The organism is Brevundimonas sp., assembly GCF_030656255.1.
Lineage (GTDB): Bacteria > Pseudomonadota > Alphaproteobacteria > Caulobacterales > Caulobacteraceae > Brevundimonas.
This window is the reverse complement of sequence record NZ_JAUSOE010000050.1, coordinates 1-13,579: the sequence shown is the minus strand read 5'-3', so window position 1 is coordinate 13,579 and position 13,579 is coordinate 1. Positions and strand designations below refer to the sequence as shown.

Genomic DNA, 13,579 nt, shown 5'->3' with positions numbered 1-13,579 from the left:
ATTGGCGGCGATGGCCTGGGCGCGTTCCGCCGCCGAGGGATCCCATGAAGCCGCCATGCCGATCGGTACGGGGAAGATGGTCCGCAGGCCGTGGATCACGTCGAACCCGAACAGCAACGGAATGCCCAGTCGGCTCTCTTCGACTGCGACGCGCTGCAACCTGTTGATCACATTGACATCGGTGACGAAGAGCAGCGATCCCGCGCCCGCGCGAACCTTGGGTTCGAAACTCGCCGGATCGCCGAACATGAAGAACTGGCTGACCTGAGCCGCCTTTTCGTCGAGCGTCATACGGGCCAACAGCGCATTCGCCCGCGCCGTGGCGTCCGCCTCGCTGACCGGCGCCGCAGCGGCGCTCGACGCCGTGACGGATGACGCCGACACACCGGCTGCGGCGGCCGAAAGCGTCAGGACGCAGGCGGCCAGGACGACCATTCTGGACTTCTTGGAGTAACGCATCGGTTTCGTAACCTGGGTTGCGGAGCGTGGAGGATAGAAAGATCAGCCGGTTCGGCCGTCGTCGTTTATGAGTTCTGTCAGGCGCGCGAGATTGACGGGCGACGCCGTCCAGTGGACCGCCAGCAGACCACCGCGCCCGAACAGGGCCGCAGCGATGTTCTTGGCGCCGGCCTGCCGCCACAGGTCGGCGAGCCGATCCGCGAGGGGATCGACCACCGGACCATGGTCTCCGCGGACGAACACCATCCAGGCCGCCAGAGCTTCGAGCGTGGCGGGGCACAGTCTGTCGGCCGCCTGATGATGCGCGAGGACCGGCAGCCAACGCTGAACGATCTTCTCGGACCCATCCTTGGCGATCTGATCGAGCCGGTGATTGAGGGCGGGATTGGCGAACCGATCGATCAGCCGATCCGCATAGGCTTGCAGGTCTTGACCGGGCGCCGGAGACAGGCTCGTCGTCGCTTCCGCTCGCATCAGGCGTTCGACGCGGTCGCCGATGCGAGGGTCGCGGATCGCCTCGTGGACGAAGACCCAACCCTCACGCAGTCCGATATAGGCTAAAGCCGAATGCGCGCCGTTCAGCATTCGCAGCTTGGCGGTCTCATAAGGCGCCACATCGCTGACGAATTGGGCGCCACCGGCGTCCCATCGCGGCCGGTCGCCGACGAACGCATCCTCAACCACCCACTGGGAAAACGGCTCGGTGAAGACAGCGGCATGGTCGTCGACGCCCAACCGGGTTTTCAACTCGTCACGGTCGGCCGCCGTGGTCGCAGGGACGATGCGATCCACCATACAGGACGGGAACCGGCATTCGGCACGCGTCCAGGCCGCCAGACCGGGATCGGCGGCGAGCAAAAACTGATCGAGCCACAACGCTAGCCGCCTCCCGTTGGCGGCCAAATTATCGCAGGACAGAATGGTTAGACCGCGCTGGCCTGCAGCTTTTCGCTCGTGAAGCGCTGCTCGCAGGAAACCATAGATGCTGAGCGGCGCCCCCTCCCCTTTAAGGTCCGCCATCACGGCTGGCGAAGCCAGGTCGAGGTCTCCTGCGGGTCCGGCGAGATAGCCCGCCTCTGTCACCGTCAGGGTCGCCAATCCCGTGGTCTCAGCAGCCATAGCCTTGATCACGTCGCGCGGCGATTGGGGGGCGAACAGAACGTCGTTGACGGATCGGACAAGACGCGTGACCGCCCCCTCGCCCGACCGTTCCGTCACAGTGAACAGCCCGTCCTGAGGGACCAGTTGGTCTCGCGCCGTCGGCGAACGCAAGGATACGCCAAGGATGGCCGCCACTGAATCTCCATGTTCGAGCGCCGCATCGGCATAGACGGCCTGGTGCGCACGATTGAAGGCGCCGGTTCCAAGATGAACGACGCCCGGGGTGCTTGGCCGCTCATAGACGGACCGCAATATGCGAGCGTCCAAAGTTTCTGCGGAAGCCTTGTTGAGGCGCGTCACATCGCAATCCTTTGGGCGTTCAAAGATGTCGGGCGCGACGCCGCGACGGCTCGGTACATCAAAAAAGGCAGCCCGACCCCAAAGGGCCGGGCAGTTTCAGGAGAAGTGGTCTTAAAAGCGTGCGCGAGCACGGATGCCGAAGTACCGCTGCGATGCCCGCGGCAGGATTTGCGAGACGGCGTCGGCCACGGTGTACCCGCCGCCGAGCGCCGTGGAGGAAGCGCCCGTCGATGCGCTGATCGACGTCGCATAGTGCTGGTCGAACAGGTTGTTGACGAACAAGGTCACGCGATAAGGCGAGTCAGGGCTCTCGAAGGTGACATTCCCGTTGAAGACGCCATAGCCTTCCTGTTCCAGGCGCGGATTGTCGCCGAGGGCGAAGTTCACCTTAGTCCGATAGGCCCATTCACCCGAAATCGCGGCATTGAAGGGCAGGTTCGGCAGGTCGAGGTCGTAGGTGCCCGCGATCGAATATTTGAACTTGGGCGAGTTGGTCAGGCTTTTGCCCGCCAAGTCCTGAACGCCGGTGAGAGCAGAAGGACTAGGATTGAGGTCGCGGCATCCCTCCGCCGCCGTCTGGCCGTTGTAGCAGGGCGCATTGGGGAAATCGGTGACCTCGGCGTCGATATAGGCGGCGGACACGTCAAACCGCAGACGTTCCGTGACCCGTGCAGCCCCGTCCACTTCCACACCCCGGCTTCTGACACTGCCCACATTGCGCAGGCGCGTGATGTAGGTTCCCGGCGCCGCCGGATCCTCCTCGATGCTCTGCGTCTGGAAGTTCGAGTACTCGGTCCAGAAGCCGGCGACATTCGCCTGCACACGTCCGTCGAAGAAACGGCCCTTCATGCCGACTTCATAGGCGTCCGAGGTTTCGGCGGCGACGGGTTGCTCAGCCTGGGCCGGGGTAAAGCTACTGCTGACGTCGAAGCCTTGCCCCTTATAGCCGGTGGCGAAGGAGGCGTAGGTCATGATGTTGTTGGTCAGGTCATGCCTGAGCGCGAGTTTGTAGGTCGTCCGGGCGTCACTCGCCTCCCCGCTGCAGGTCGACCGACAGGTGGTCGCGTTGGTGAGCAGGTTGGTGAAGTCGACGGTGATGTCCTCCGAGTTCCAGCGCAGACCCAGATCGACGTGGGTCTGGGGCGAAATATCGTAGGTGAACTGACCGAACGCCGCATAGGTCGTGTTCGTGACGCCCGCATCAAAGTCGGTCGGGAAGGTCGGGCCGCGCACGAGCGTCCTGTCGGTCTCGGAATCCGAGTAGAACAGGCCGAGCAGGTAGTTGAAGCGCTCGCCGCCCGTGGACGCCAGACGGAGCTCCTGAGCGAGGCTGGTGGTATGGAAGCTGGACCGCTGGATGATGCCGTCAGCCACAGGCGCGCTGTTGGGATTGTTGGAGTCGGTCAGGGTCGGCGTGGCGACATTGTCGAAATCCTCGCTGAAATCGTACTTCCAGTCCTGATAGCTGGTGATCGACGTCAGGGTCGCCCCGCCGAAGTCATACGACCCCTTCACAGCGAATATCTCGGATTCGCTGTGGTTCAGCGGCTCAAAGTTGATGCGGACCTTGTAGTTGTCCGCGCCGGCCTCGGTGCCGACGAGGTTATCGGAAAGCGACGCTCCGACAATCTTGGCGCCCGACGTCGCCTCGCGGAAGGTCCGCACATTGCCGTTGACGTCCGATTCCGAATGGCTCGCGGTCAATGAAAGAGAGAGTTGATCCGTAGGTTGAAGGTCCACACGCGCACGAATCCCCCAAGCGTCCTCGCCATTGAGCAGATTTCCCGTGGTCAGGTTTTTGATATAGCCGTCACGCTCGGAAGCGTAGGCGTTCAGTCGAAAACCGGCGCGCTCGCCCAACGGTCCCGCGACCGATCCTTCAATCCTCGTCTCCTTGTCCGTGGTGGCCGCGACCGTCAGCGCCCCGCTGAGATTGGCCGTCGGCCCCTGGGTCACGATGTTGATCGCCCCGGCGGAGGCGTTCTTGCCGAACAGCGTCCCCTGAGGCCCTCGCAGCACCTCGATGCGATCAATATCCGCCAGGGGAGAAAACGCCTGGGCCTGCTGGACCAGAGACACGTCGTCCACGACGGCGGCGACGGCGGACTCGATGCCGATGCTGAAGGCCGAGGTGCCGATCCCGCGGATATTGATGCTGTTATTGGTGGCCTGACCGGACTCCGTCACCGTCAAGCTCGGGGCCAACCGCGCCACATCCGCCACTTCCGTTACATTTCGGTTTTCCAGGGTCTCGGCTGTCAGCGCCGTCACGGCGACCGGGACGTCCTGAAGTCGCTGCTCCCGCTTCTGAGCGGTGACGACCACCTCATTCAGGGCATAGACCGTGGGATCATTGGTCTGCGTCGAAGCCGCCGGAGTCTGCTGAGCCCAGACCGGAGCCGCGAGGCCCGAGAGGGCCGCCGACGCAAGGAGTATCGATGTGTAGCGCATTATTGGTAACCCTCCCGTGTGCATTTGTGCACTTATTGGTATGACCAGTTAAAGCCCTTTGGTGCGGCCTGTCTAGACGGGCCTGCAAATCATTTTTTCACGATCTCGATCGCCGAAACCAAGGCGTCGCCGCGCGTAGGCGCGAAGGACAGCACGATCCGATCGTCCCGCGCGGCCACCTCAAACTTGCGTTTGACGACCTTCAGAACGCCGCCGGCCGCGCTGTTGACGTCGAATCCGGCCAGCATAGTGTCGCCATTGGCGCGCACATCGAACAGCCGCTCTCCAGGAGCCGCCGCGGGCTCCAGAAAGGTCAGGGTGACCTCGTACGTACCCGCATCGACGGGCACGGCGTATTCAAAGGTTCCGGTCCGATAGGTTTTAATGAGCGCCGGGTCGTCGCCTTCGACCGCGACAGGCGTAGCCGGCGTGAAGCCGACCGGCGCAGGGTCGGCCGAAGCGGCGCGACCGCCGGTGAAGAAGTTGTCCGAGCCGAACCGACCCGACACGCTCGGCGCGGCCATGATGGCGCCGCTGTCGATGCGAACCGAGCTTGCGACGTCCTCTCCCAAAGTCCAGCGGACACCGTCCCGGACCTCGCCGTCTGCGAACCGGCCGACCGCTTCCACCGTATTCACGCCCGGCGCCAGTTTGACGGGCCAAACGCAGATGCGCATCGGGCAGTCGGCCTGCGCCGCCAACGCCTGGCCGTTCAACACCAGCGCTGTGGACTGGGCGTTCGAATAGACCCTGACCTCGGCGTGCCGATAGGCCCTGTCGGTGTAGCGCGAACCCGTGACGTGCACTGTCGGATTGGACGACCAGTTTGCACGGTAGAAGAAGAAGGCGTCCTTCTTGATCTTGCGATCGTAGGTGATCAGGCCCTTGGTATTGATATCGTCCGCGTCGCCCTCTCGCCGGATGGTCGTCGCGAAATCAAAGGCGTTCCACAGCCAGGTTCCCCACAGATAGTCGCGCGGCGCGAGGATCGACCAGGCCTGTTCGTGGATGTAGCTTTCGTACTCCTCGGGCTGTGTCCGACCGCGCGAGTCGATGGGACCGCCGAGGGGGTTGTCGGTGTGCATCGTCGTCGCCCCGCCGGCGCCGTATTCCGTAAGCGCCAGCGGTTGTTCGGGGCGGCGGAGACGGACCGTGTCGATCGCGTCGGCAAGATCGGAAGGCTGGCCATAGTACCAGCCGTAGTAGAGATTCATCCCACCGAGATCGGCGGCGACGGCCGTCCGGGGAACGGTCACTCCTTCCGCGAAATGGCGCGCCTCGCAACAGGTGGCCAGGGTCGTTGGTCGGCTTGGATCCAGCGTCTTGGCCAGGGCGTCCAACTCGTGGAGCAGCGGCAGGGGATCGGGAAGCGAAGAGGCGTCGCCCGTCAGGAAAATCGGCAACGAGTTTCCGAAATCGACCTCATTGGCGATGCTCCAGACGGAGGCGGAGGCATGGTTTCGGTTCTGTTGAATCAGTTCCGTGAGTTGCTGGCGCGCATTAGCCCTCAGACCTTCGCTGGGCTCCTTGGCGCCGCCGAGCGTCCATACGCTGACGAGGGGAATTTCGTCCCAGACGATCAGCCCGTAACGATCCGCGAGATCGTGAACGGTTTGCCCGTGCTGATAGTGGGTCAGCCGAAGCGTGTTCACCCCCATATCGCGCAGCATGGCGACATCTTCCTCGATGTCGGCAGGCGTCACGGCCCAGCCCTTGCCTTCGCGATCCTGATGATAGCCGGTGCCGACCAGCCGCACCTTCTGGCCGTTCAGCAAGAAGCCCTGTTCGGGATCGACCACGATTTGCCGGACGCCGTAAGGCTGATCGACGCGGTCGATCACCGCGCCGGTCGGATCGATCACCTCCGTTCTCAGCGTGTACAGATAGGGATCCGCCACGCCTTGCCAGAGGCGAGGCCGGGCCACGGTGATCGTACCCTTGAACAGGTCGGACGCATTCGCCGACAACAGTTGTCGATGATCCACCTCGCCTTGGACCCGCCCCTCGGCATCGACCAGGGCGACACGCACGGTCGCCGCCTGATCGCGGGCGCTGTCGTTGCGCAGGCGGACCTCAACGTCGATCTGCGCCTGATCCGCCGCGATCGAACGCGTCGTCGCATAGGCCCCGCTGCCGCCGGAATCCAGCATATCGATATGGACGGGATGGGTGGCGATCAGACTGACCGGGCGATAGAGACCGCCGTGAACGAAAAAGTCCCCGGCGAGCGGAAGGCTGTCCGCAGTCGCGGCGCCGGGCTGGGGCTTGGTATTGTCCGTCTTGACGACCAGAACATTGTCCTGACCGTGTTTCAGCGCGGAGGTGGCGTCCAGCCTGAAGCGCGAGAAGGCGCCGTCATGCGCGCCCAGACGCTGGCCGTTCAACCAGACCTCGGCGGTCCGGCTCGCCGCGTCGAACTGCAGCCAGGCCCTGGCGCCTTCGAACGAGGCCGGGGCGGTGAAGTTCAGCCGGTACCAGCCGACGCCCTGATCCCGGTTCACGGTCTCGGGGGTGTGGATGTGGGTTTCGGGATTGTTGAGATAATAGCCGACGCGATTCCAGGTGTGCGGCACCTCGACCGCCTGCCAACCGCTGTCGTCGAAAGCGTCGCCGACGACGGTGTCCGGCGCTTCTCCGAACTGGAAACGCCATCCCGTGGCGAGAGAGACCACGTCGCGTTGCTCGGCCCGTGCGGCCGCCAGCTCATTGGCGAAGACGGGTGAAGCCAAGGGCAAGACGAGCAGTCCTGCGGCGATCGCACTGTACCGTTTCATGGACGTGGTTCCCTCTGTGTTTTTGGACATACCCAGGCGGGCGCGGCGGGGCCCGTGGTTCTGGACTTCAGAACCTCAGACCTTGGCCGGCGCGTATTTTGGCGTGATCAGGTGAACAACCAGCAGGGCCAGCAGATAGGCCGACGCCGCCACCACGAAGATGGGCGTATAGCTGCCGATCTGCTCCAGGACGTAGCCGGCGTATTTGGCCATGGCCATGCCGCCGATGGCGCCCAGCATGCCGCCGATCCCCACGACCGACCCCACGGCCGAGCGCGGAAAGACATCGCCCGGCAGGGCGTAGAGGTTCGCCGAGAAGCCCTGGTGCGCCGCTGTCGCCAGACCGATGATCCCAACCGCGACCCACAGGTTGGACGCCATGGCGGCGAAGGCCACCGGCACGGCGCACAGGGCGCAGATCAGCATGGTGATCTTGCGGGCCTTGTTGACGCTCATGCCGCGATGCATGAAGCGCGAGGACAGCCAGCCGCCGCCTACCGAACCGACGTCCGACAGCAGATAGATGGCGACCAGCGGCGGCCCGAAGCTCTTCAGGTCCAGTCCGTAGGTCTTGCCCAGGAAGTCCGGCAGCCAGAACAGGAACATCCACCAGATCGGATCGATCAGGAACTTGCCGAGCGCATAGGCCCAGGTCTCCTTGACCGTCAGCAGTTTGGTCCACTTCACCTTCTCGACAACGTCAGCCGGATCCTGCTCGATATAGGCCAGTTCGGTCGCAGACAGGTTCTTCTGCTCGCGGGGACGGCGGTAGACCAGCAGCCAGATCGGCAGCCAGATCAGTCCCAGCAGGCCGGTGATGACGAAGGCCATCTGCCAACCGAAGGCCAGAACCAACCCCGGCACGATCAGCGGCGTAACGATGGCGCCGATGTTGGTTCCGGCGTTGAACAGGCCGGTCGCCAGGGCGCGTTCCTTCTTGGGGAACCATTCCGCGACCGCCTTGAGGCCTCCGGGGAAGCCGCCGGCCTCGCCGACGCCCAGCACCATCCGCGCCATCATGAAGTGGGACAGGTCGCGCGCCGCACCGTGCAGCATATGGCCGATCTGCCAGATGCCGAAGGCGACGCCCAGGCCCCAGCGGGCCCCGACCTTGTCCATGATCCGGCCCCACAAGAGGTAGGCCACGGCGTAGGACGCCTGGAACCAGAAGACGATGTCGGCATAGTCGGTCTCGGACCAACCGAACTCGGCTGACAGGCTCGGCTTGAGAAAGCCGATCATCTGCCGATCAACGTAGTTGATGACCATGGCCGCGAACAGCAGCCACATAATCACCCACCGGTATTTGCCGGGGGATGGCGCTTTAATTTGAATAGGACTGGTCTGTACGCTCACTTTTGGCCTCCCCTGATGCGCCCAGTCTTGTTGCCGGTTCACGCGAGATGACCAAAGATAGAATAATGGTCAGGCCAATTGCAATGACTTTAGCATTTACAGTGACACGGCCCGTCCGAAACGCTCACGGGTCGAAGCCACCGAACGCCGCGCATTCTCCATGGCCTTCTCTTCGGTCGCGAAGAGCAGATGCTCGATCACCTGCCCCAAATGGGCGCGCATCGCGGCGCGAGCCCGCTGCGGATCGCGCGTCTTTAAGGCCTCGACGATCTCCTGATGCTCCTCCACCACCGGTCGCACATTGGCGGTGCGGGCTTTCTCATGAAGAAGGGCGCAGGCCGGCGAGGCGGACCGCATGCGCCAAAGCTCTTCGACCATATGGACGATTGCAGAATTGCGCGTGGCCGATGCGATGACACGATGGAATTCGCGATCCGCGCGCTCGCTCACCCCCGGCAGTCTATTCTCGTCGGCGATCTCATTAACCAGCTGTTGCAAAAGGCCTATTTCGTCATCTGAAATCGTGGTGGCGGCCAGGGCGGCGGCCTCGCCCTCGACCAGAAGACGCGCTTCCGTCAGTTCGAACGCCGTCACGCCGAAACCGGGCTGGTCCTGCACGCCCGGCACGCGCACCACATAGGCCCCCGAGCCGATCCGGACCTCGACGAAGCCTTGGACCTCCAGGGCGATCATCGCTTCCCGAACCGCCGGGCGGCTAACGCCGTAGTCGCTCGCCAGCTCGCGCTCCGCCGGCAAGCGATCGCCGACCTTGAACTTGCCTTGCACCAGGTCGTCGAAAAGCATCTTGGCGAGCTTCTGGTAGAGGCGATCGTGCGAGACGGGCGTCGCCGGTGCCGCCAAGGCCTCGCTTTTCAAATTTCCCATGGCTGCACTCCGGAGGTTGCAAAAATGGCCTTACCAATATCTTCCGGATTGGAAATGGCCGTGCTATGCCCATGGTCATAACAGTGAGAAGCCCGCGCCGCCATGAAGATCGTATCCGCCACAGTCATCGTCACCTGCCCAGGTCGCAACTTCGTGACCTTGAAGATACAGACAGATCAGGGCGTGTACGGGATCGGCGACGCCACCCTGAACGGGCGCGAGCTGGCTGTGGTCTCCTATCTTCAGGACCATGTCGTTCCTTGCCTCATCGGTATGGATCCGCGTCGGATCGAAGACATCTGGCAGTATCTCTATCGGGGCGCCTATTGGCGTCGCGGGCCGGTCACCATGCGCGCCGTTGCCGCCGTCGACGTCGCCCTGTGGGATATCAAGGCCAAGATGGCCGGCATGCCTCTGTACGACCTGCTGGGCGGACGGAGCCGCGACGGCGTCATGGTCTATGGCCATGCCAATGGCTCCGACATCGCCGAGACCGTCGATGCGGTCGGCCACTATATAGACCTGGGCTACAAGGCCATTCGCGCTCAGACGGGCGTTCCCGGCGTCAAGGACGCCTATGGAGTGGGCCGAGGCAAGCTGTTCTACGAACCGGCCGACGCCGCCCTGCCCTCACTGACCGGGTGGGACACCCACAAGGCCCTGAACTACGTTCCCAAACTGTTCGAGACCCTGCGCAACACCTACGGCTTTGACCATCACCTGCTGCACGACGGCCACCATCGCTACACGCCCACCGAAGCGGCTCAACTCGGCAAGGCGCTGGAGCCCTACAGCCTGTTCTGGCTCGAGGACGTCACTCAGGCCGAAAACCAGGAGGCCTTCAAGCTGATCCGTCAGCACACGACCACGCCTCTGGCGGTAGGCGAAATCTTCAACTCGATCTGGGACGCCAAGGATCTGATCCAGAACCAGTTGATCGACTATATCCGCGCCACGATCGTCGGCGCGGGCGGCGTCACCCACCTGCGGCGGATCGCCGACCTGGCCAGCCTGTACCAGATTCGCACCGGCTGCCACGGCGCCACCGACCTGTCGCCCGTGACCATGGGGACGGCGCTGCACTTCGACACCTGGGTCCCCAACTTCGGCATCCAGGAATATATGCGCCACACCCCCGAGACGGACGCCGTCTTCCCGCACGACTACAGCTTCGATGCGGGCTTCCTCCATGTCGGCGACACGCCCGGACACGGGGTGGATATCGACGAGGCCGAGGCGGCGAAATACCCGTACAAGCCTGCCTATCTGCCGGTCGCGCGCCTCGAAGATGGGACCATGTGGAACTGGTGACGGGATCGCCGGACCCTCTCGCCTTGCCCAAGCGCCGCATCCTCTGTTTCGGCGAGATGCTGCTGCGGTTCTCGCCGAACCACAACGAGCTCCTGCTCCAGTCCCCCGCCCTGACGGTCCGTCCGGCGGGGGCCGAGGCGAACGTCGCCGTCTCCCTGGCCCAGTTCGGCGCCCCGACCAGCCTGGCCACCGTTCTGGCCGACAACGCCCTGGGCCGCGCGGCGCGCGATGAGGTGCGCAAGCACGGGGTCAACACCTCGCCCGTGGTGTTCCGACCGGGGCGAATGGGGCTTTATTTCCTGACCCCCGGCGCGGTGCGGCGGCCGTCCGAGGTGCTGTACGACCGCGCCGGCTCGGCCTTCGTCGAACACGTCCACACCGCCTTCGACTGGGACCAGTTGCTTGACGGGGTCGCGTGGCTGCACGCCTCGGGCGTGACCCCGGCGACGGGCCCCAACGGCTCGGCCGCCGCCGTCGCCCTGGTCGAAGCCGCCGTGCGTCGGGGGGTCAAGGTCAGCTATGACGGCAATTTCCGCGGCAAGCTGTGGGAACAGTGGGACGGCGACCCGCCGACCACCCTGGGCCGGATGCTGGCCGGCGCCACCGTCGCCTTCGCCGACGACCGCGACTTCGCCCTGGTGCTGAAGACCCGGTTCGACGATCCCGATCCGGCCGTGCGCCGTCGCCAGGCCGCCGCCGCCGCCTTCGACGCCTTCCCCCGCCTGCAAAGCATCGCCTGCACACTGCGCGTCCAGGACAGCGTCGCCGACCAGGCCCTGTCCGCCGTCATGCTGACCCGCGCCGCCGACGGGGTGATCGAGACCCAGGCCGCGCCCCTGCAACTGACCGGCGTGATCGACCGCGTCGGCGGCGGCGACGCCTTCGCCTCCGGCGTCCTGTTCGGCCTGTGGAGCGGCTGGACCGACCAGCAGGCCCTGGACTTCGGCCTCAACGCCGCCGCCCTCAAACACTCCGTCCCCGGCGACTTCAACCTGTTCTCCGCTGAAGACGTCAAAGCCGCCATGGAAGACCAGGGCTTCGACATTCGAAGGTGAAGTCGATAGCCGGTTTTAGGAGCCGCCTCCCGCTCCGGCTCACAGCTTGTAGGCCGCCTTGACCAGTCCATAGGTCAGGGCATGGGCAAGCTCATGGGCCTCGTCCTCCTCGATCCGGTGTTCCACCACCAGCTTGGCCAGGAAACCGCAGTCCATGCGCCGGGCCACGTCGTGACGGGCCGGAATGGACAGGAAGGCGCGGGTGTCGTCGTTGAAGCCGACGGTGTTGTAAAAGCCCGCCGTCTCGGTGACCTGCTCGCGGAATCGCCGCATGCCCTCGGGACTATCGTGGAACCACCAGCTGGGTCCCAGTTTCAACGCCGGATAGTGGCCGGCCAGCGGCGCCAGTTCGCGGCTGTAGCTGGTCTCGTCCAGGGTGAAGAGGATCAGCGACAGGCGCGTATCCGACCCGAACCGATCCAGCAGCGGCTTCAGCGCCCGGACGTAATCCGTTTGGGTCGGGATATCGCAGCCCTTGTCGCGCCCGAAGCGATTGAACACCGTGGCGGAGTGGTTGCGGAAGCTGCCGGGGTGGAGCTGCATCACCAAACCATCTTCCACCGACATGGCGGCCATTTCCGTCAGCATTTGCCCCCGGAACAGTTCGGCGTCAGCAGGCGTCGCCGGTCCGGTCGAGACGCGACGGAACAGGGCCTCGGCCTCAGCCTTGGGCAGGTCGGCGGTGAAGGCGGTCGGGTGGCCGTGGTCGGTCGAAGTGGCGCCCATCTCGATAAAGAAGGCGCGGCGGTCGCGCAGCGCCTGCAGGTAGCCGTCCCACGATAGCGCATCGCGGCCGGTCTGTTCGGCCAGGACCTTCAGATTGTCACGGAAACCCTCATAGTCGGGGTCCAGCACGGGATCGGGGCGATAGGCGGTCAGGACCCGACCCTTCCAGCCCGAAGCCTTGATGGCCTTGTGGTGTTCCAGCGTGTCGAGCGGGCTCTCGGTCGTGGTCAGGACCTCGATATTGAAACGCTCGAACAGGGCGCGGGGCCGAAAGGCGTCGGTCTTCAGCGCGGCGTCTATGACGTCGTAATAGCGGTCGGCGGTCTCGGCCGACAGGCGCACGTCTATGCCGAAGGCCTCGGCATAGACCCAGTCGTGCCACATCCGCGACGGCGTCCCACGAAACAGGTGATAGTTCTCGGCGAACCGACGCCAGATCTTGCGCGGATCGGTCTCGACCGGGCCGCGGTCGGCGCGGGGCACGCCCAGGTCCTCCATCGCCATCCCCTGCGAGTGCAGCATGCGGAAGACATAGTGGTCGGGTGTGATCAGCAGCTCGGCCGGGTTGGCGAAGGGTTCGTTCAGCGCAAACCAGCTGGGGTCCGTATGGCCGTGAGGGCTGATGATCGGCAGGCCCTTGATCTCAGCGTAAAGGCGACGGGCCACGGCGCGGGTGTCGGCGTCTGCGGGAAACAGGCGATCGGGGTTAAGCTGAAGCGGTTGAGCCATGATCTGCCTAATTGGTCTTACCATTTCAAATGTCTTTATGCCAAGCGTAAGACAGTCTCAACTTGAATATGGCCAATCCCTCGAATGGCGACAGCCTCCGCATCGTCCTCGAATGCCTCCACGCTATGCGTTTCGAGCTGGGTGCTGCCGCGTGTTTTCTCCGGCTGGATTTGGGGTTTGGATTTTGGTCAGCAAAAAGCCGCTGAGCGGTTTGCTCAGCGGCTTTTTTGTTTGGGTGCGGGAGTAGGATTTGAACCTACGACCTTCAGGTTATGAGCCTGACGAGCTACCGGGCTGCTCCATCCCGCGGCAATCGGTAGTCGAGAAGGAAGAACGGTTCGAGAAGTTGCTCTCAAGTAGCCCGGAGGGCGA

General features: G+C 64.1%; 9 protein-coding genes and 1 tRNA gene. 2 read left to right on the top strand and 8 right to left on the bottom strand.

Going from position 1 to position 13,579, the window contains the following annotated elements; genetic code table 11:
* From Q7J26_RS05655 to Q7J26_RS05630, 6 genes are all read right to left on the bottom strand, one after another.
* Window positions 1-435 (bottom strand): glycoside hydrolase family 3 N-terminal domain-containing protein (locus Q7J26_RS05655; protein ID WP_304935524.1); only part of this gene is annotated, 435 nt, incomplete at its 3' end.
* Between the two features lie 66 nt (window positions 436-501).
* A complete protein-coding gene (locus Q7J26_RS05650; protein ID WP_304935523.1) occupies window positions 502-1,920 on the bottom strand; it encodes a mannitol dehydrogenase family protein in 1,419 nt (472 codons plus the stop codon).
* Between the two features lie 111 nt (window positions 1,921-2,031).
* Entirely contained in the window at window positions 2,032-4,371 is a 2,340-nt protein-coding gene (locus Q7J26_RS05645; RefSeq protein WP_304935522.1) for a TonB-dependent receptor, read from the bottom strand.
* 89 nt (window positions 4,372-4,460) lie between these two features.
* Window positions 4,461-7,145, bottom strand: coding sequence for a glycoside hydrolase family 2 TIM barrel-domain containing protein (locus Q7J26_RS05640; protein WP_304935521.1), 2,685 nt, complete (start codon window positions 7,143-7,145; stop codon window positions 4,461-4,463).
* 75 nt (window positions 7,146-7,220) lie between these two features.
* Complete coding sequence (locus tag Q7J26_RS05635) at window positions 7,221-8,435, bottom strand: MFS transporter (protein ID WP_304935520.1); 1,215 nt, start codon at window positions 8,433-8,435, stop codon at window positions 7,221-7,223.
* Between the two features lie 162 nt (window positions 8,436-8,597).
* The gene (locus Q7J26_RS05630) at window positions 8,598-9,386 is read right to left on the bottom strand and encodes a FadR/GntR family transcriptional regulator (RefSeq protein WP_304935519.1); all 789 of its coding nucleotides are present in this window, start codon (window positions 9,384-9,386) and stop codon (window positions 8,598-8,600) included.
* A gap of 102 nt (window positions 9,387-9,488) precedes the next feature.
* On the opposite strand from Q7J26_RS05630, the gene manD reads away from it, so the two are divergent.
* Both manD and Q7J26_RS05620 read left to right on the top strand, forming a co-directional pair.
* Entirely contained in the window at window positions 9,489-10,697 is a 1,209-nt protein-coding gene (gene manD, locus Q7J26_RS05625; RefSeq protein WP_304935518.1) for a D-mannonate dehydratase ManD, read from the top strand.
* Window positions 10,685-11,752 (top strand): sugar kinase, encoded by a 1,068-nt coding sequence (locus tag Q7J26_RS05620; protein ID WP_304935517.1) that lies wholly within the window; start codon window positions 10,685-10,687, stop codon window positions 11,750-11,752. The genes manD and Q7J26_RS05620 overlap by 13 nt, the downstream gene beginning before the upstream one ends.
* Before the next feature lie 39 nt (window positions 11,753-11,791).
* Here Q7J26_RS05620 and uxaC read toward each other — a convergent pair whose 3' ends face one another.
* Both uxaC and Q7J26_RS05610 read right to left on the bottom strand, forming a co-directional pair.
* Complete coding sequence (gene uxaC / locus Q7J26_RS05615) at window positions 11,792-13,207, bottom strand: glucuronate isomerase (protein WP_304935516.1); 1,416 nt, start codon at window positions 13,205-13,207, stop codon at window positions 11,792-11,794.
* Between the two features lie 232 nt (window positions 13,208-13,439).
* A tRNA-Met gene (locus Q7J26_RS05610) sits at window positions 13,440-13,516 on the bottom strand.
* Window positions 13,517-13,579: the final 63 nt, after the last annotated feature.

Coding starts and splice junctions, on each gene's coding strand:
- manD (WP_304935518.1), top strand. CDS start 9,489: ATGAAGATCGTATCCGCCACAGTCATCGTCACCTGCCCAGGTCGCAAC.
- Q7J26_RS05645 (WP_304935522.1), bottom strand. CDS start 4,371: ATGCGCTACACATCGATACTCCTTGCGTCGGCGGCCCTCTCGGGCCTC.
- Q7J26_RS05640 (WP_304935521.1), bottom strand. CDS start 7,145: ATGAAACGGTACAGTGCGATCGCCGCAGGACTGCTCGTCTTGCCCTTG.
- Q7J26_RS05630 (WP_304935519.1), bottom strand. CDS start 9,386: ATGGGAAATTTGAAAAGCGAGGCCTTGGCGGCACCGGCGACGCCCGTC.
- Q7J26_RS05635 (WP_304935520.1), bottom strand. CDS start 8,435: ATGTGGCTGCTGTTCGCGGCCATGGTCATCAACTACGTTGATCGGCAG.
- uxaC (WP_304935516.1), bottom strand. CDS start 13,207: ATGGCTCAACCGCTTCAGCTTAACCCCGATCGCCTGTTTCCCGCAGAC.